We start from the raw sequence: 19,581 nt of genomic DNA on the forward strand, positions 1-19,581 counted from the left end.
TAAAACTATCGGGAGAAGACGTGTCAGACACTATGCAGGAACTCTTTTACCGGGACCCTTACGCTCGTGAATTTACGGCGGAAGTGGTCTCCTGTACTGAGGGGAAGAAAGGTTTTGAAGTCATTCTTACGGATACCGCATTTTATCCGGAAGGGGGCGGTCAGCCGACTGATCTTGGAGAATTAGGAGGTGTGAAAGTTAATTTCGTTAAGAGAATTAACGAAAGCATTATTCACTACACGGACCAGCCGTTGGCAGTCGGGAATTTGGCGACAGGCAGGATTGATTGGGAACGGCGTTTTGACAATATGCAGAATCATACCTGCGAGCACATTTTTTCCGGTCTGGTTCATCAAAAATTCGGATTTGAGAATGTCGGATTTCATATGGATCCGGAGGACATCACCGTTGACTTTAGCGGAGAGGTTCCGAAAGAAGAGCTCGATAAAATCGAGCAAGAGGTTAATGATGCTATTGCCGCGGACATTGAACTCTGTGTGACGTTTCCTTCGCAGCAAGAACTTGCCTCAATGGATTACCGCAGTAAAAAAGAGCTTAGCGGTTTGGTACGCATTGTTTCTGTTCCCGGATTTGACTGCTGCGCGTGCTGCGGAACACATGTCAGAAGATCAGGTGAAATTGGCATATTTAAAATTTTAGAGTCTGGTAAGTACCGCGGAGGGACTCGAGTTCGGTTTGCCGCAGGCAAAAGGGCTCTTAGAGACTATGCATGGCGTCTGAATGAAATCTCAAAAGTTTCTGTACTGTTATCAGCTAAACCGCATGAGATTTCCGCAGCAGTTGAGAAAGTTCTGAATGACGGGAAGACTCAGGAGCAGCTTCTTGCAGAGCGCACTCAGCTGTGGCTGAAATCCGTTGCGGATCGTATTGAGAAGCCTCAAGATTGTGTGATTATCTTTGAGAACGGATTATCACCTTTTGAACTGAAGAAATTCGCCTCCATTCTGAAAGAGCGGCTTGTCGGGATTCCGTGCGCCGTACTTTCGGAAGTCGGAGAGAACGTTTTTAATTATGTGTTGGCTTACGAAAGCGAGAAGTTTTCTGAGATTTCCAGAGAGTTAAACAAGAAACTGAACGGTCGCGGAGGTGGGAGAGACGGAGTAGTCCAGGGTACTTACAGAGTCGATCGTGCGGTTATTGAATCAGCGGTTCGCGATGTATTTAAAGGTCTAATAAAGTAAAAAAATTCGAATCTTCCGCGGCATGGTGCGATTGCGATTTAGTTCCTTAAAAAAGCAGTGTGAACAAGTTCACGCGATAGTGAAAAAGTGATTTTGGAGATCACATTTGTGTTTCGGTGTTTTCTTCGCTGAACTAGAAATAACTTTAATAGCTATCGTGGGATTCCTTATCGTATATGCGGCGGAGGGGGCTTCTTTCTAAAAACACCTTGAATGTTTTTGAAATTCTTTAGTTGTGCTCGCCTCCGCTGACATTTACGTCCATATAACTTCAAAGCAGTATCTTAGTGTGAACCTGTTCACACTAAGATATTGAAAAGGACACTAATAGTCAGAACGTTTCTTTAACCTAAATATCCGTCATGAGTCTTCTGAGCAATCATCTTGGCAGAGTCATTCAGTAGAGCCTGCTCTTTAGGAGTTAAAGGAATTTCATTAATTTTCTCGACTCCGTTTTTCCCGATAACGGCTGGATACCCGACGTGGCACCCGTATTGTTCGAGATAGACAGAAGCGGGGCAGGCGAGTTTGGCATCCGAAAGAACCGCCTGTACTAATTTAACCGCACAGGTCGCAATTGCATAGCTCGTGTACTTCTTACCGTTGAAAACCAGCCAACCCCCTTCTCTTGCCGCTTTATCCAAAGCGTCAAGATCCAGATCTTGTTCTTCGGCAAGTTCGAACATAGGGATGCCGCGCACAGCGATGGTGGACCATGCAGCAAACTGAGATTCACCGTGTTCGCCAAGGACATAGCCGGAAATATTATGAGGATTTTCATTAATTCGATGACTGATCGCTCGCTGCATACGGGCAGTATCAAGAAACGTTCCGGTGCCGAAGACTCTTTCTCGAGAAAGACCTGTGTAGCGCTGAAGCAGTCCTGTGATAACGTCACAAGGGTTGGAGATGTTGATGAGGATTCCATGAAAGCCAACCGCCTTTAAAGCTTTTCCGACTGCCGCAGCCTGACTGCAGTTGTATGTATATTCTAGAAATCGGTCGCCTCCGTCCGCCAGCAGTTTGATGTCGCCGAAAGCCGTGACAACAACGTCTGCAGCAGAAAGTGCTCTGTAGTCCTGCTTGATAATTTTTGTGTACGTATCAAGCCGCCCAAGCGAATCTGAGTAGTCATAATACTCAGCAGTGCATAACGCATCATTCTGATCAATTAAAACCAGCTCGTCGGCGATCCCTTTTGTGATCAGTGTGTATGCTACCGTTGATCCGACATGGCCAAGCCCGATAATTCCTATCTTTCGCATCTGATTCCTCGTAAGGGTATTTTCTTTGGATAAAGATAATTTTTACCGCAAAATAATAAGTCTCGATCAATTGTAAAATTTTTCAATACGTTTAGAAACGAAAACAGTTGCTAACCTAATAAGCACAATGCTTTTCAAGTTTTCAAAATTCTCTCCGTTTTAAAGTTAGACAAATTTTGCTAGTTTTCATTGCCACAAAATTTTGTAGCAACAGATGTTGCAATTTTTTGGCTCCGAGATAGCAAACACCCTCGAAAAACTATATCAGTTTATCGAGGGTGCGGAAGGTCAAAACGGAAACAAAATTTAGCTATCAGCCTTGGATTCTGAATCAGCTTTTTCTTCAGGCTTCTTTTTGCTTTCCAGTTCTTTAATTTGCTTGAATGCTTCGTCGAGAATTCTGAGTTGCTCAGCATCTAATGTTCCGTATTTAAGCCCCTTCTGATTAGCCCGCTCCATAATTGCGACACTCATTGGGAAAACTTTCTTTGAGTACAGATATTTATGTTCGTCAGCGAAATACTCAGGTTGGGCTTCCGCCATTACTTTATTACGTAAAAGCAAAGGGTCAATTTTTAAAAGATCAGCTACAGGATAGATTTTGGCTAAAGAAAGCTTTGAGCGCCCGCTGGTTAACATGCTGAAGTAATTAGGGCTCCATCCTAACTGCTGACTTAAGCCAACAGCTTTTTCTTGATTGATAAAAATGTAATAACGGAGAAGGTCTTTGACGCTGGCGTTTTGAATCCATTGTGCGTCTACCTGGGTAGGGTTTTCAAAAGTCCATGTTTTCATAATGCGTAACACCGAATAAAGTTCTGGATACATATTATCACAATGAATTAACTAATTACTTAATTAATAACCTTTAATCCCATAATAAGTAATCATTTACTTAGAAAAGATATATCTAAATCCTATATGACAACATGTAAAAAATAAGCGTACAATTTTGTCAGAATCAGAGTTTGAAAGTTGTTTATTTATCTTTCGGTTTGAAAGATATTCAATGGGAGCTGTCCAATGACTGAGACTTTAAAAATCGATATAAAATCAATCCAAGTAATTGATGAAAAAGCATATTTTCAAATTGTTGAGGTTGAGAAGTCAAACAAAATAATGAGGTTAAACAACAATGTAAAAGTTGAATTTATCGAGACATCAACTGACGCAGACCACCTTATAATAGAGGGTGCAAGCGGAGAAATGATCTCTATAAAGATAACTAAGTGAATCCTTAATTAATTTAAGCGGTCCGAGAAGTTTAACGTTAAAATATTTCTACATTTTCATTTCAGTGAGAGGTAGCAATGAGAAAGAACATGTTGAGCATCTCGGACTTTCAACGTTCTGTAGAAGTCGTCACACAAGCGATTTCACAAAAGAAAATTCCCGTTTCATTTATGGGCACAGAAGCATTCACTCAATATAAAGAGGGCGTGCCTTCAAGAATCGTGTTGCCCGTGGTGACAGAAACCACGAGTCAAGAAGCAAAGAAAAACATTCAAGGTTACTTAGACCACGAAGCGGCTCACGTTTTGTATTCTGACGGTACCGAACTTGAAACTTGTCATAAACGAATCGTGTCAAAGTTTGGGCGTGAAGTCGGGCAGGCATGTCTTCATGTTGTGAATAGATTTGAAGACGCCCGCATTGAAAAACTGCTGGGTCAAAGATACAAGGGCAGTGTTGAAAACCTTGATGAGCTTTTAGAATCCCTCACAAATCAGAGCTTGCAAGAAATTAAAAAATTGCCCGCCGATGACCCTGAACTTATTCAACGTAATTGCTCTGAACTTTTGGACTTTTTATACCCCCGTTATTTAAGGGGTTCGCTCAAAGCAAAACAGTTGATTTTCGACAATGAAAAACTCTTCAAAGAAGCAATCAAAGAAGCAGAAGAGGGAAAGAAGGGATTTTTGAACAGAGCACTGACAAAAGCAAATAGCGTAGCTGAAATGTTTGCGGTGTTGGAAAAACTTCTTGACGACTTGAGGTTCGACCCGTCAAAGATGTCTGACTCAATGGGTGACGACAACGAGAGTAAAACTCAAGGGGAAAAAACCGACAGTTTAGAAGAGATGCTTTTGGGTGATTCTCAAGAAAACTCTGATACTGAAAATAAAGAGAGCAAAGAGAAGGGCGAAGACGAGAAAGGACAAAATTCAGAAAAAGACGACAAATCGTCAGGGAAAGACGCTGGCGGGAAAGAAGAAAACAGCCAAGAAGACAGCGAAGAAGAGAGTGAAGAAGCGGGGAAAGGAGAAAAGGGCTGTAAAGAAGAAGAGATAACAAAAGCCCTGCGAGAACTAGCTCAAGCCAAAAATATTTCCGAAATGCTCAAAAAAGAGATTTCTGACAAACTTCGCAACGAAGTAGAAGAAGACATCGAAAAGGCCTATCGCCCGTTCACAACTGACTATGACATGATTGAACCATATGACACAAAGACGGTAGAGGAATTCGCAAATCAATACTATGAGAGTTTTGACGAATTTGTGAATTCAGCAAAGCGCTATGCCCCTGTTGTTCAGAAACAATTAGAGCGATACATGAATGCAAAATCTGCAAGTCTATGGGAATATGGGCACCGCTCGGGCAGACTTTATGGAGCGGGTCTTTCAAGGTTAATGACGGGTGACGAGCGAATCTTTAGAAAAAGAATTGTCAGCACGTCAAAAGATGTAGCAGTAACTCTTCTTATAGACATGTCAGGTTCAATGTGTGGGAGTCGCATCACTAATGCTTGTAAGTCTGCCTATGTCTTTGGGAAAGCACTTTCTGCAATGGGAATCAATTTTGAAATTTTGGGATTTACAACTCAGTTCACCCCTCCAGAACTGTACTCTCTCAAAAACAAGCACTTATCGAGCACCCCTCCCGACAAATTTGCCTATCGAATTGAACCGTTGTTAATGCCCGTAATCAAGTCTTTCGGGGAAAAATTCACTACTCAAACGGTGCAGTCCCTGTTTTACACCTCTTATGAGTACGATCAGATGAGAAACAATGTTGATGGAGAAGCGGTTTACATAGCCTCTCGCAGATTACTTGCTCAACCGCAGAAGCGCAAGATTTTATTTGTTTTCTCAGACGGGATGCCCGCATTTGATACCGTCCCTTCATATACAACCGTTACAGACAGTCATTTAAAAAGGGCGATAAAAGACTGCACAGAAGCAGGTATTGAAATTTTCGGACTGGGCATCGAGTGTGTATGTGTCAAGGAATTCTATGAACATTGTGTTGTGATCAATGACATAGAAGAGTTAGGCGATAAATTGTTAAGCGAACTCAAGAAGTTTTTATTCAAGTAAAATTATAAGTAAGTAATTAGTTAATTAAGAGGTTAACATGAACATTGAAAAACTCAAATCTGAATACATCACTTGCGAGCTTTGCAAAGGGCAGTTTCACAGCATTTCTGCTCATCTGAAGGACGCCCACCCTGACATCTCTGTAGAAGATTACAAAAGAATGTTTCCCGAAGCTCCTTTGCTGAGCAAGTATGGTGTTGCGAAAATTGAGGAGTATCGCAAGTCGCTTGAAAAAATAGAAGCTGAAAGCAAAATCACTGTAGTTTCTACCGAGTCTGAAGACTCGGTAAAGAAGACTGTTCGTTCTGTTTTTGGCATCAGTGTCAGCAATAAAAAGGGAGAAGAAATTAAGGTTTCGGTCCTTAATGACAGCAACAACACAAAAACACAAGCGCTCATTCCCGAAGTCTCTGATAATTACATCTTCAGCCCCCAAGAGCTGAAGTATCAGCTTATGGCGCTTGAGATGAATCTTCCCTGTTTGGTTTGGGGGCACAAAGGGACGGGCAAGACCGAGGGCATTGAACAAATCTGCGCACGTACAAACCGTGCATTCATGCGAGTACAACACACTGCGAACACCGAAGAGGTTCATATTGTTGGTCAATGGATTGTGAAAAACAAGGAGACCATTTATCAATTGGGCGCCCTTCCCCTTGCAATGATGCACGGGTGGGTTTATGTGGCTGATGAATATGACTTTGCTACACCTCACGTATTGTCGGTTTATCAGTCTGTTTTAGAGGGCAAACCTCTTGTTATTAAGGATGCACCAGAAGAATTGCGCATCATCAAACCTCATAAAAATTTTCGCTTTTTTGCAACTGGGAATACGAATGGGACGGGAGACGAAACGGGAAGTTATGCAGGAACGCTCACTCAAAACTCCGCTAACTATGATCGATTCGGTATTGTCGTTCATAAAGACTATTTGCCCGCTAAAAGCGAAAAAAATATTCTGATCAAAAAAACAGGTATCACAAAAGAAGACGCAAATAAATTAGTTGACTTCGCTTCAAAGATTCGCAAAGCGTATGCGAGCGGGAAGGTCAATGACACGATTTCTCCAAGAGCTTTGATTAATGCTTCGCAGATTGGTATTTGTCTTGGTGATTTTATGCAGGGTTTAAGACTCAGCTTCACAAACAAATTGACAGCTGTTGACGAAGAAATTGCACTTCAAATTGCTCAGAGAATTTTCGGTAATGAATCAACCGACTCGTCAGAAACAGAAATAGAGGTAGCAGGTTAATGACAAGAATGTGTTTCGGTTTGATTTCGACATTCGATTTCGAGTCCAAACATTGTCAAGCGTGCGAGCAGTTTGAATCATGCTCGCACGAGGTTCTCAGAACCGCTTGTCGAATTGAGGATGCGATTGATATTCGACCTGTTTTGCAAAAGCACTTAGAGCTAAAGAAGCGTTTCCCGACAATTAAAGACGCTGAAATCTCATACGACTTTGAACCGTCAAAGAAAAGAACCATGGCGCAGGACCTGAAAAGCGTCAGTGGTCTTTCCTATCAAGATCAAAGAAAACTTCTTGGCTTAACAAGTGTCCAACGTTCTTGGGCTTCGAGATTGTTGGGAGCAGACTTGCGAAGCGGGAAAGACTTTTTGGAAATCTCGAATGTAAAAAAGGTTCCAACGCTAAAGATTATCTTTCAGATGGCGATCGCCATTAAGCACGGGGTAAACACCTCGAAAAAATTACAGCTCTATTTACGAAAGTACAACCAAGACGTTACTGACACAACGTTCAAAAATAAATTTACCAACGCTTTAACAGTTCTTAAAGCGCTGAAGATTGTGACGGGAGAACATATTTATGAATTGCAGGATCGGGATTAAAAGCGACTTCAGCATTGGACGATCGCTACTCACAATTGAAAAAATTGTCAAGAATGCAGTAGAAGCAAAGTACGACGGAGTTGTGGTTACGGACGATATGACAATTTCTGCGATGCCCTTTTTGTCTAATGCGCTGAAGGACAAGGGCATCAAGATGGTTTTTGGCGTAACACTGTTTGTTTATGAAGACGCTACCTATCGTCCCCCAAGAAAATCAAGCGGGGAAATAGCTAAAGAAAATCAAATGTACACCTTAAAGGTGTACGCAAAGGGAGAAAAAGGAATCAAATCCATCTTCAAACTGCTGACTTTGGCGAACACAAGCTCTCACTTTTACTACAACCCGAGAACTCAATTAAGTGAGGTGTTAGAACTTGAAGATGTTGTTATTTCAACGGGAGACTTCTTCAATCTTTTCTCTTATGAAAAATACGAAGAAGTATTGGTTGCTTTAATCAACAAGTTTGGCAAAGAAAATGTGTTTCTTGAACACGTTTTGACTGATAACCCTTTGTTTGAAAGAACGAACGTCAGAGCTATTCAGTGTTGGCAGAAATATCACTGTCCAGTGTTGGGTACGTTGCCCGCCTTATATGAGTCAGACAAACAACTTGATTCTCTGAATGTTTATCAAGCGGTTTACAAGAACATGCCTATAACCGCTGAAAAATGCGTCATGCTGAACGTTCAAAAGATAGGCGAGTACTCCTTCAAGATTGACAACGCTCGTCTCACTAGCGACGTTTTGGAGCCGCTAGTGAGGATTTATTTAACTGAGGGGGAAATATCCGAGTACATCTCCCAATGTATGGATAAATCAGCTGAAAAATTGTTCAGTGACTGCGAGTATGAATTTCAGAAAAAGGCACCCTGTTTGCCAAAGTTGGCCGATAACGAATTCGCAGAAGTTGTCAGACAGTGCAAAGAAGGTTGGAAAAAGAGATTTACAAAGCCAGTCTTGGGTTATCTTCCTCCAAAAGAGAAGCTCCCTGAATATGTTGAGCGTTTGAAATACGAGCTTAGCGTTCTTCAAAAAATGAATTTTTCTGGCTATTTTCTTGTGGTTTCTGACATGGTTAGATGGTCGAAATCTCAAGGGATTGTGGTCGGTCCTGGACGAGGCAGTTGTGGAGGCTCTTTAGTTGCTTACTTGATGGGTATTACCGAAGTTGACCCGATTAGATTTAATTTGTTCTTTGAACGCTTTATCAACCCTGAGCGACACGATCTTCCTGATGCCGACTTGGACTATCAATCAACAAGAAGGCAAGAGGTTATTGATTATCTCCAAGAGAAGTATGGGAAAGATTGTGTGGCTGGAATTTCAAACTATGGAACTCTTGGTTCAGCGAGTGCAATTCGTGACGTGGGAAGAATTTTTGGCCTGCCTCTAAACAAGCTTGAAGTTTCAAAGCTTGTGCCCAAAGAACATGGTTTTTCTTCAACCTTAGAAGAATGCGTTGAGACGGTCCCCGAAATCAAAGAGTTTGCCAAAGAAAACCCAAAACTTTGGAGTCATTCTTTAGCGCTTCAAAATGTGAAAAGAAGTTTGGGCAGACATGCGGCGGGAACAATTGTCGCAGGAGAGCCCTTGAAAAACAGAGCGGTTGTAGAAACTCGCTCAGGTTCAGCGGTGGTTAATTGGGATAAGAGAATTGTAGAAGACATGGGGCTGATTAAGATGGACATTCTTGGTCTGTCTACGCTTGATACTTTGCAGATTGCCTTGAATTACATTAAAGAAAGACACGGTAGGGAAATTAATCTGCTTGACATATCTTTAGATGACGAAGCTACGTTAGACGCTTTTGGACGAGGAGAAACGACAGGAGTGTTTCAGTTTGAGTCGCCAGGAATGAAGAATCTTTTAAAGAATCTTGCGACAAGTTCCAGATTAACCTTCGAGGACATCACTACAGCTACTGCGCTTTACAGACCTGGCCCTATGGATTCGGGTCTGTTGGATGATTTTGTGAGAATTAAGAAGGGCTATAAAACTATCTTTTATGACCATCCAAATATGGAAAGGGCATTAAAAGAAACTTGCGGCGTGATGGTTTATCAAGAGCAAGTTATGCAGGTCGCAAGAGATTTAGCAGGGTTCACTATGGGTGAGGCTGATTTATTGCGTCGAGCAATGGGTAAGAAGCAGTTAGACAAAATGAAGCTAATAAAGGAAAAATTCATTAAAGGCGCCAATACTGTTTCTGGCATGTCCGAAGACCAAGCAGAAGAAATATTTAATAAGATTGAAAAATTTGCCTCGTATGGATTTAATAAATCTCATAGTGTCGAATACTCCATCATTTCTTATTGGTCGTGCTTTCTCAGAACGCATTTCCCCGCTGAATACTTCGCCGCAAGTTTGAGTATCATCGACGACGATAAGTACGAATCTGTTGTAAAAGACGCAGGTGAGGCGGGAATTGAAATTCTTCCACCTCAAATCAATCATTCGTCTGATCGTTTTGAGGTGCTGAATAAGCATCAGATATTGGCGCCGTTTTCTTCGGTGAAATTCATCTCTGGCAACATCGCCAAGAAGATTGTTGCTCTTCGGAAAAAGAATGGCCCGTTCAAATCAGTTGAAGAGTTCAAACGTTACGCCGCCATGACGGGGTCTGGCGTAAATAAGCGTGCGGTGACAAACCTAGAACTTGTTGGAAGTTTCTGTGAAATTGACTCGTCGCTCCCTCCCGTTGACGACCCGTCACGCATCAAAGATCAGAAGGACTTAATGGGCGGTTTGATTCAGCGGGTGGTTAAGTGCAATAGAACAACCACGCTTGATACAGACTTACGTGCTCAGCTCAGAGACACAATCAAACTGACCGCAACATGCAAGGACTGCGATCTGTGCTCCAAGAAACACTGCGCCCCGTCTATTGGAGGAACCGACATTAAGTACATGGTCGTCTGTGATTGTCCTAATTGGGAAGAAGAAAAGAAGGGAAAGATGATGACGGGCAAGGGCGGGAAAATCATTTTTCAAGCCCTAACTTCAGCGGGAATGTCACTGGAGAATGGATATTTCACATCGCTTGTAAAAGCCAAAAAAGAAGACAAATTTTTGAGTGCTGAACAAATCGCTCACTGCTCGAAATACTTAGATAAGGAAATTGAACTTATTAAGCCTTCGGTCATCATTGCTTTAGGCTCTGCAAGCATCAGAAAATTTGTACCAAGCGTAAAAGGAGCAGAAGCTGACGGGCAGTCTTTTTATGTGAACGGGACAACTGTTGTTGGAGGCATCAATCCCGCTCAAATTTATTTTGATGGCAATAAGATTGATAATTTGATATCAACCTTTAAAAGCGCAAAAGAAGTGCTATCATAGTATTAAGTAATCAATTACTTATTTACAGGTGCAAAATGACACTTAAATACAAACCAGACATGGTTAAGTTCTCGAACGAGATTCTTGTTACCGAAGAGAACTTGGATTCATGCGCAATGAACCAGTCAGGTCTCACAAGCTACTACTCTTCGCAGAAAGCGAGCGCAGATCGACAGCTCAATCTCTGCAAGCTAGCGCAAGAGATCACGTATGCAAATCTCTACAAAGAGTTCAAAGAGAAATTGATCTCGTCAGAGGAGCGTTACACCGACAAAACCATTGACTCAATGATTAAGACTGAACCGAAGTACATTGCAGTCGCTCAGAGAACAATCGATGCACAAGAAATTCGTGACCAGCTTCAAGCGTGTGTCACTGCGTTGATTGACAGAAAGAAAAACATTCAACAACTTTTGGATTCAAGAACCATTCAAGCGGGAGGTGCTGTAGGACTAACGACCAGGAATAATTTTTAACTCACTTAATAACTAACTAGTTACTTAATTACTTAAAAGGAAAGAAATGAATAACGAAAGACTTTTAAATCTTTTAAACAAGAAAAAAGCAGAAAAGAACCGCTCTCAGCTCAAATTTGTCACACCGAAAAAGGGTACAACTCATTACGTGCTCTTGCCAGGATGGAATCCCCTTGATCGCGAAACTTTCTGGCACGACTATGGCGAACATTGGTGCAAAGACATGACAAAGGTCAGTCCGAAGGGCACCCCTTCTATCGCCGCCAGAGTAATTTGCAATGCCAAAACTCACGGTACTGCTTGCCCGATCTGTAACGCTCTTCGTGAAGCTCTTGATACGTGCGAAACAGACGAACAAAAGAAGTTCCTGACATCGAACTTCGGCTCTTCAAAGCGTTTCTTGATGAATGTGCTTGCGCTCGACAGTGAAGAACCTGACGAACCGCAGATTCTGTCTATTGGCACTAAGGCCTTTGACCAGCTGATTGAGTTGGTTGCGAAGTGGTCAACTCAAATGTTTGACCCAAACAACGCTCAAAAATTCTCAATCACTCGAACAGGTGAGGGTTTTGACACGAACTACATTGTGTCTATTGACCCTAGTACTTACCCGCTTAAGGATAACGTTTTGACAAAACTTCATGATCTTGATGCGATTTGTGAGCCAACTGATCAAGCTCAATTGACTAAAGCGCTTCAAACTTTCAGACCTTATGGAGTTTCTGTACCTGCATTAAGCGCACCTGCATCAGCGCCGAAAGCGGCGTTATCTGCGCCTACAACTAACGTCACGCCTCCTGTTGAAGAAGTTGTTGGAACGAAAGAAGTAGCGAAACCAACAGACACGATTGACGTTGGCACAGATTTAGATTCCCTTTTGAAGGGCATCAACGCTGAAGTTGTCGAAGAAGACGATATTCCTTTCTAAAAATTGAACATAGGGTGGGAGGGATAACCGACCGCCCGTTCTTTATGCAGAACTTAGTGTTGGTTGACAAAAACAGCATTGCACGAGCTTGGCATGCCGCTACAGTAATGAAGACAGATGAAGGTTTTCAGACGCAAGCGGTTTTTGGCATTGTCATAACAATGATGCGTCTCAAAGAAAAGTTCAAAGACCGTCAAATTATCGTTCTTGATGATGGACGGGCAGACTTTCGCTACCAGCTGTACCCGCAATATAAGGGGAACAGAAAACCAAAAGACGCAAAAGCCCAAGCCCAAATGGAGGCTTATTATGCACAAAGAGATTACATCAACAAGATTCTTTTCGCTTTGGGCGTACCAAAGTTTAAAGCTCCTAACTATGAAGCAGATGATATTGCGGGGTATATCTGCACAAACAAAAAAGATCGTGAAGTAGCGCTTATTACAAGTGATAAAGATTGGCTTCTTCTGATTTCAGACGGCGTTGAATGGTTTGATCTTCGCAAACACGCCTATGTAAACAAAGACTGCTTTTATTCAGCGACCAAAGTATTCACTCCCGAGCAGTTTTTAATGAAAAAGTGTCTCATGGGTGATAGAAGCGACAACATCAATGGCGTTGGTGGCATCGGAGAGATGAGAGCGACAACGTTGGCCATGCAGTATTCAACGTTTGAGAACTTTTTAGCCTCATTTTCTAAAACACCAAAACATTCAACTTGGGAAACAAAACTATTTGAGAGCAAGGAGGCTCATGAAATTTACGCAAGAAATCAAAAACTGATGGACTTGCGTCATAAAACTATCGATCTTAATCAAATCCAAAAAAGTGTCAGCAAATTCAATGAGGACGAGTTTTTTAACTTGTGCTCTGAACTTCAATTCAACTCACTGATTGCTGAACTCAAAAAAATAAAGGAATTATTTAAATGACAAAAGAAACAACAAAAGATGCAGTTGCCATTTTGGAAAAAGAAATCGGTCCTAATTCAGAAATCTATGGTTTTGACAAATTTATTGACACGGGTTATGCCCCGCTCAACAAAATCATCTCCAATAAGTACAAGGACGGTGGTCTTCCCTATGGTCGAATCATTGAGATTGTTGGCGAGTCCAGTTCGGGCAAAACTCTGCTCGCAACAAAATTCATGATTGAAGTTCAAAAGCTTGGTGGCGTTGCCATCTTCATTGATTGGGAAAGATCATTCAGCATCAAACTTGCCCAAGACTTGGGACTGAACATTGAAAGACCTTATTTCTTTTACTTCACTCCTGACACATGGGAAGCGGGTAACATGATTGCGACTAAAATTTGCGCAATCATAAGAGAAAAGAAGATCATTGACGAAAGCGCTCCAATCATCTCGATTTTCGACTCAATGGCGAGTGCTGTACCCGCCCAAAGCATTTCAAAAGAAATTGATGCTTATGGCATGAATGACACAACAGCTCTTGCACGAGTCGCATCAACAACTCTAAAGGTGATGAATCAGAGAGCTTGGAAAACGAATGCGACCTTTGTGTATCTGAATCAGGTGAGAACAGTTCCTGGCGCATACGTCCCGACGACAAGCACTCCTGGCGGTAAAGCAATGGAGTACCAAAGTTCAGTTCGTCTCTTTGTCTCTAAAAAGAAACTTGTGGACAAAGAAAAGAAGTACTGCGGTCAGAGAATCATGATCGAAGCACGCAAAAACAAAATGACCAAGCCATTTCAGACGTGTTGTATCGACATGTATTACAACGACGAAAACGTACCTGAATTTGATTACGTCAGCTCGATAATTGATGAGCTGATTGCTCAAGACAAACTCGAAACCTCTGGAGCTTGGATTGTCTTTGATGGCAAGAAATACTACAAGAGCCAGTTGGTTCAGAAAGTCAATGAAGAGGGTTTGTATCAAAAGCTGTGTGACATTTTAGAAAACGACAAGCAAGAGGCTTGATATGAAGGGCATTATTTCTGGAATTAAGGTACCGAAAGAGCCGTTTGACGCTAGCAAAGTACCTCTCGATTTAAGGATAATGCCCCTGCGTGAAGCAGAGGACCTTAGAGATTCTTATTTTTATGAGAGGTACATCGGCTTTGAACTTGAAGCCGAACTGACACACGAACATTATATTGAAGGTGTATCGCCCTTCAGAATTGGCTACAAAGAACATACTTCAAAGGAAGAGCTGAAGCGTCCTCCTCTCAGTGTCGCAGATTATCTGTTTAGACGTGAATACATTCAAGAAAGAGGAAGAATATATGAAATGTGGCCCGAAGCCAAACACCATATTGCAAGCGCCTTCTTGATTGTTTTGAACGAATGCCCTCTGAAAGACCCTCTTGGTACCAAGGAGTTTTACAGTCGAGAATTGGCGTCCCCAATGAACTTGGGGGAGTACAGAAGAAGGTACAACCTAAACATTCTAGTTCCTTATTTTCTGTACTACTACAGCGCTACTGGCGAAAAAGCTGAAAATCTCGCTGGGGTGTTGGAATTTATAGACCCAAATTATGCGTGTCTTTTCGCCGAACTAGAAGAGATGAAAAAACTCAAAAGTTTTTATAAGAATCTTTTCAAAGAGCTGACAAGGTACAAACGGCAACGAGACGAAGGACTCTTTACAAAAGTAATGATTGAAATCGGGCGTCTCATGAGTCAGAAAATGCTTGAATTCGACGTTTACAACGAAAGTGAAAACTCATACAGCATGAGTGCAATCAAAAAATTGTGTTTGAGTTGCAGGATAGATTTTGGTGCAGTTTCAGAAGAAACCAAAACTGAGAAATACTCCTTTCATCCTTTGTGGGGGACTTGGTAATGAGAATTTGCATCATCAGCGATACACATTTACATAACTGGACTCAGTTTTCAACGATTGATAAAAACGGCGTCAACAGTCGCTTGAAAATCATCTTAAAAGAGATGTATTCAGTCGCAGAAAAAGCAAAAGAAGCAGGTTGCGAAGCGTTGGTTCATTGTGGCGACCTTTTTCATGTAAAAGGCAAAGTGGACACAAGCGTGCTTGTGCCAACCACATTTCTTCTGGAGAAGATTAACTCGCTTTTCCCGAAAGGTATTGTTTTGATTACGGGGAATCACGACATCGATTTCTCAGAAAACTCAAATGTGGCGGGAAATTCTCTCTTCATCCCGAAGTTACAGAAAGTTGTGTCTAAAGTCGAAAACGGGCGTCTTCTAGCGAGCGATGACGATATTTTATTTATCGCTTGGCATAAAGACATTGACACTTGGAAGTCTGTCTTTGAAAAAGCTATTGAAGCCCATCAGCCAAGATTTGTCTTTACTCATGCGCCAATTGATGGTGCGGTCAAAGGCGTACCTGCTCATGGATTGACGCAAGAGTACTTAGATTCAATAGGCTTCAAGGGAAAGATTTTTGCAGGTCACTACCACAATCACAAGAGAATCAGTGAACAGCTCATTTCTGTAGGTGCCTTATGTCATCACTCTTGGTCTGATGTCGGTTCAAAAGCGGGTTTTGTTATTTTGGATACCGATACGGGAGAGTGGAATTTTCGCGAGAGCAAAGCCCCGAAATTTGTTGATTTGGAAGGTGTTCCAGAAACCGTAGAAACGACGAAAACCATCGCAGAAGAGGGAGGGTTCCGCATAGTCGTCGTTCAAGAACCCGAAGAAAAGATGAAATCTCTCATCAGTGGCAACTATGTGCGTTTGACCACAGATAAAGAAATTAAAGACGCCAAAGAAATTCGTGATTTCTTGATTTCTCAGTACGGCGCTAAAGAAGCGCTAGTCAATATCAAAGCGAAGAAAGCAGAGGTTATTCGCACAGAAACGGTTTCGGGTATCACAAGAAACCCACTCAGCGACTCAATCTGCGTCTATTTGGATGAAGTATATAAGTCTGAAACTGAAGAGTTCAGAAAGAAAGTAAAAGTTCAAGCTCTTGATATTCTGGGCTTAATAGGAGCTGAAAAATGAAATTTGGCGAATTGAAAATAAAGAATTTTCTCATTATTGGCGAAGCTACTGTATCTCTTGCAAATCGTGGTCTTTTACTCATAGAAGGTCAAAACGATGACGACGAAAGCGCAAATAGCAATGGTGCAGGGAAGTCCAGTCTAGTTGACGCCCTCTGTTGGTGTTTGTTTGGAGTGACAGCCAGAGGTGTTTCTGGCGATGCGGTTATCAATAAGAAAGCCAAAAAAGAGTGTGTGGTGGGAGTAGAAGTTTGGACAGAAGATTTGAACTGCTACTACATTGAAAGAGGGCGAAAGAGCAAAAGATTAGGCAACAATCTGATTGTTCAGCACGTTGTTATTGACGGTCTTGACGTTGGTGGAAGTTGTGAATTAACAAAGACAACAGTGTCAGAGACTCAAAAGGTTGTTAATGGCATTCTTGGTTGCTCTTATGAAGTGTTTACATCTTCAATTTATGCCGCTCAAGAAAAGATGCCCGATCTTCCTTCTCTGACCGACAAGATGCTCAAGACACTAATTGAAGAGGCGGCTGGCATTGATCGACTGCAAAAGGCAAGTGAAATTGCAAAGGACATGTGCGGCAAGGCCCATGACCAAGTAGAGTCCATTCAGACAAAAATTGGTTTTGCTGACAAGACACTGAGTGCTAGTGAGGAAAATATCAAACATCTGCAAGAGCAAGACGAAGACTTTGTTAAAAAACAGCAGTCCAAAATTGCAGAATTGACTGCTGAAAAGAATGCCATTGAAGCTGAAATTGCCAAGATTGCTTTGCTTTCAAAGTCAGAAACTGACACTCTTGAAGATCGAGCGAATCAGATTAGAGAGCATCTAAAGAACTATTCAACATTAGAGGCTCAGAGTAGAAAGCTTCAAAACGACTTCAATCTTGAACAAAATAAATGCGTCATGTTGAAGTCTGACATTGAAAAGACAAAAAAGAAAGTCGAAGGCTTAAAGCAAGAGACGACTAATCTCGATTCAAAAATTGGAACTCGTTGCGGTGAATGCGGAAAAATTTATCAAGCAGAAGACTTGAGCACAGCTAAGAAAGCTATTGAATCTCAGATTGCTAAGACAAATGAAGAACTGATGTCTCAGATGCGGGAATTCATGGCTCAGGTTGAACAAGCTAAGCAGTTTGCGAAAAACGTTGCGGAGTTTAAGAAAAAACTACCCGACGTAACGGCTTTAGCTACCGAGCTCTCAACCATAGAGAATAAGTTTAAGAAGAACCAGAATAGCGTCTTTGAAATCAGAAGTAAAAAAGAACGGGCAGAGTTAATTCAGAAAAACATTTTGGAATGCGAAAAGACTCTCAACGAAGAAAGCCCTTACAAGAAGTTTCTTGCCGAAGAGACTGAGAAAATTTCGGAAGGCGTTAAAGAAAAAGCTCAGCTTGAACAACAGCTATTAGAGGCTCAAGAGGCTGAAAAAGTAGCTGAAAGCGTTCAACAGCTTTACTCGGTTAAAGGCATTCGTGCTCATATTTTGGATACGATCACACCGTATCTCAATGAGCGTACTGCCTTCTACTTAAACACACTTTCAGACGGCGAAATTACAGCAACTTGGCAGACGCTTACGAAGACTGCTAAGGGCGATTTCCGAGAAAAATTCTCAATTGAAGTTCAAAGCGTGAAAGGCGCAACCTGCTTTGCAGGATTGAGCGGTGGCGAAAAGAGAAAAGTTCGCATTGCTACTTCTATGGCTTTACAAGACTTGGTAACGTCGAGGGCAGAAAACCCGATTGGTCTTTATATTGCAGACGAGGTTGATCATGCCATCGACGCCAGTGGTCTTGAGCGTCTTATGACAATTCTTGACGCTAAAGCGAAAGAACACGGCACAGCACTTGTCATTTCTCATAACTCACTGAGAGATTGGATTGACAACACTATTACTGTCGTTAAAAAGGATGGCACAAGTTCTCTTGTGGAGAGCAAGTGATGAAAATCGATGAATCTCTGATTTTCCCTACCTGCATTAATGCCAAAAAAGACGACATAAGAGAGGTGGGCATTCGTTGGGCGCATTTTTATGAGGCTCAATATCTTGCGAATCAGACTCGTGATAAATGTTCACTGCACCCGAGCGGCGCAAAAATTTACGGTCAAGACGGCATGACAGAATACAGTTTGCTAGGCGGTGAGGAATTTGAAATCACAAGTTTTAAATGCGGTATTCTCAAATATGCCACGACTGAAGAATTGCAGAAGAACGAAGATAATGAATTTATTTTTCGTGTAAAAGTCACGGGTCATCTCGACGGCCCGACAATCTCCAGTTATCAGAAACTAGACGACTACACGTTTACGTATGAGATATTTGTAATGCCAATCGATAAGAAAATGAGCGGTGTCAAAGCGAAATATTTAATCGAGTTGAACAGCGTCATTCCTGTTGGTAGGAAATCTTCAGAACGCTTAGACAGAACACGAGAGAAAGTTGACAGTTTTATTAAGTGGGATGACGCTTTAGGCTTGGATGAATTTTCTCATAACTACATTTTCCCAATTATTTACAACACATTGAATGAGACGTTTAGAAGCGAAAAAGCAACGCCCATTGCGTCATCAACTCATCCTAATTTTGGTACATGGTAATGAAAATAAAAATAATAGGCATTGACCCTTCATTAAGGAACTTCGGGATTGCTATCGGTGTGTACGACAGCGAGACGAAAAAATTTGACGTTATAGACTTGAAATTAGTGTCTACAAGCCCTTCAAACGAAAAGAGAGTACGCAAGAACTCCCAGGACTTGGAAAGCGCTAGAGCGCTTTTTAAGGGCGTTTGTGAGATCATTGAAAGCTATCGTCCGACGTATGCTTTTGTCGAGGTTCCGCATGGTTCTCAAAGCGCTCGTTCAATGGCTAGTTATGGGATTTGCATTGGTTTGTTGGCTTCTCTTCCAATTCCAATTATTCAGGTAACAGCTCAAGAAAATAAGGTTAGGGCAGTTAATCACAAAACAGCAAGCAAAGAGGAAATGATTCTTTGGGCTTCAAAAAAGTTTCCGAAAGCACCTTGGATTAAGCGGAAACTTAAGGGGGAAGAGGTTATGGTCGAAAAAAACGAACACTTAGCAGATGCTATAGGGGCTATAAATGCAGGAGTTCAAACTGATGAGTGGAGAAACATCTCGTCTTTTATGAGTTCGATAGGGAAATAGAGGATTATTTCAACCTTGCTCTATAAGTAATTAGTTACTTATGATAAGATTGATTCATCTGCTTAGAGGGATT

Annotated in this window: 17 protein-coding genes; 15 read left to right on the forward strand and 2 right to left on the reverse strand. The window is 41.7% G+C overall.

The window, feature by feature from the left end:
- Positions 1-20: 20 nt before the first annotated feature.
- Positions 21-1,202, forward strand: coding sequence for an alanyl-tRNA editing protein (locus tag E5987_RS06235; RefSeq protein ID WP_251569656.1), 1,182 nt, complete (start codon positions 21-23; stop codon positions 1,200-1,202).
- A gap of 344 nt (positions 1,203-1,546) precedes the next feature.
- On the opposite strand, the gene E5987_RS06240 is transcribed toward E5987_RS06235, so the two are convergent.
- Both E5987_RS06240 and E5987_RS06245 read right to left on the reverse strand, forming a co-directional pair.
- Positions 1,547-2,467 (reverse strand): L-lactate dehydrogenase, encoded by a 921-nt coding sequence (locus E5987_RS06240; RefSeq protein ID WP_160335239.1) that lies wholly within the window; start codon positions 2,465-2,467, stop codon positions 1,547-1,549.
- A gap of 306 nt (positions 2,468-2,773) precedes the next feature.
- Positions 2,774-3,262, reverse strand: a complete 489-nt coding sequence (locus tag E5987_RS06245; protein WP_160335240.1) for a metallophosphoesterase — start codon at positions 3,260-3,262, stop codon at positions 2,774-2,776.
- Positions 3,263-3,490: 228 nt separating this feature from the next.
- On the opposite strand from E5987_RS06245, the gene E5987_RS06250 reads away from it, so the two are divergent.
- The 14 genes from E5987_RS06250 (at position 3,491) to E5987_RS06315 (ending at position 19,508) form a co-directional block, all read left to right on the forward strand.
- Entirely contained in the window at positions 3,491-3,700 is a 210-nt protein-coding gene (locus tag E5987_RS06250) for a hypothetical protein (protein WP_160335241.1), read from the forward strand.
- A 77-nt stretch (positions 3,701-3,777) separates the two neighbouring features.
- Entirely contained in the window at positions 3,778-5,784 is a 2,007-nt protein-coding gene (locus tag E5987_RS06255) for a cobaltochelatase CobT-related protein (protein ID WP_160335242.1), read from the forward strand.
- Between the two features lie 37 nt (positions 5,785-5,821).
- On the forward strand, positions 5,822-7,036 hold the full coding sequence (locus E5987_RS06260) for an AAA family ATPase (protein ID WP_160335243.1): 1,215 nt from the start codon (positions 5,822-5,824) through the stop codon (positions 7,034-7,036).
- A gap of 8 nt (positions 7,037-7,044) precedes the next feature.
- A complete protein-coding gene (locus E5987_RS06265; RefSeq protein WP_160335244.1) occupies positions 7,045-7,635 on the forward strand; it encodes a hypothetical protein in 591 nt (196 codons plus the stop codon).
- Positions 7,613-10,972, forward strand: coding sequence for a DNA polymerase III subunit alpha (dnaE, locus tag E5987_RS06270; RefSeq protein WP_202074564.1), 3,360 nt, complete (start codon positions 7,613-7,615; stop codon positions 10,970-10,972). The genes E5987_RS06265 and dnaE overlap by 23 nt, the downstream gene beginning before the upstream one ends.
- A 35-nt stretch (positions 10,973-11,007) precedes the next feature.
- On the forward strand, positions 11,008-11,448 hold the full coding sequence (locus tag E5987_RS06275; RefSeq protein ID WP_160335245.1) for a hypothetical protein: 441 nt from the start codon (positions 11,008-11,010) through the stop codon (positions 11,446-11,448).
- 46 nt (positions 11,449-11,494) lie between these two features.
- Positions 11,495-12,376, forward strand: a complete 882-nt coding sequence (locus tag E5987_RS06280; RefSeq protein WP_160335246.1) for a hypothetical protein — start codon at positions 11,495-11,497, stop codon at positions 12,374-12,376.
- Positions 12,377-12,435: 59 nt separating this feature from the next.
- Positions 12,436-13,308, forward strand: a complete 873-nt coding sequence (locus tag E5987_RS06285) for a 5'-3' exonuclease H3TH domain-containing protein (protein WP_160335247.1) — start codon at positions 12,436-12,438, stop codon at positions 13,306-13,308.
- Positions 13,305-14,321, forward strand: a complete 1,017-nt coding sequence (locus E5987_RS06290; protein ID WP_160335248.1) for an ATPase domain-containing protein — start codon at positions 13,305-13,307, stop codon at positions 14,319-14,321. The genes E5987_RS06285 and E5987_RS06290 overlap by 4 nt, the downstream gene beginning before the upstream one ends.
- Position 14,322: 1 nt before the next feature.
- Positions 14,323-15,186, forward strand: coding sequence for a hypothetical protein (locus E5987_RS06295; RefSeq protein WP_160335249.1), 864 nt, complete (start codon positions 14,323-14,325; stop codon positions 15,184-15,186).
- Positions 15,186-16,331, forward strand: a complete 1,146-nt coding sequence (locus E5987_RS06300) for a metallophosphoesterase (RefSeq protein ID WP_160335250.1) — start codon at positions 15,186-15,188, stop codon at positions 16,329-16,331. Before E5987_RS06295 ends, E5987_RS06300 begins: the two co-directional genes overlap by 1 nt.
- Positions 16,328-18,283: an AAA family ATPase gene (locus tag E5987_RS06305; RefSeq protein ID WP_160335251.1), complete on the forward strand. Its 1,956-nt coding sequence runs from the start codon at positions 16,328-16,330 to the stop codon at positions 18,281-18,283. Before E5987_RS06300 ends, E5987_RS06305 begins: the two co-directional genes overlap by 4 nt.
- On the forward strand, positions 18,283-18,939 hold the full coding sequence (locus tag E5987_RS06310) for a hypothetical protein (RefSeq protein WP_160335252.1): 657 nt from the start codon (positions 18,283-18,285) through the stop codon (positions 18,937-18,939). The genes E5987_RS06305 and E5987_RS06310 overlap by 1 nt, the downstream gene beginning before the upstream one ends.
- Positions 18,939-19,508, forward strand: a complete 570-nt coding sequence (locus E5987_RS06315) for a RuvC family protein (protein WP_237178751.1) — start codon at positions 18,939-18,941, stop codon at positions 19,506-19,508. The genes E5987_RS06310 and E5987_RS06315 overlap by 1 nt, the downstream gene beginning before the upstream one ends.
- Positions 19,509-19,581: the final 73 nt, after the last annotated feature.

Origin of the sequence: Parasutterella muris (assembly GCF_009767915.1) — a bacterium.
Lineage (GTDB): Bacteria > Pseudomonadota > Gammaproteobacteria > Burkholderiales > Burkholderiaceae_F > Parasutterella > Parasutterella muris.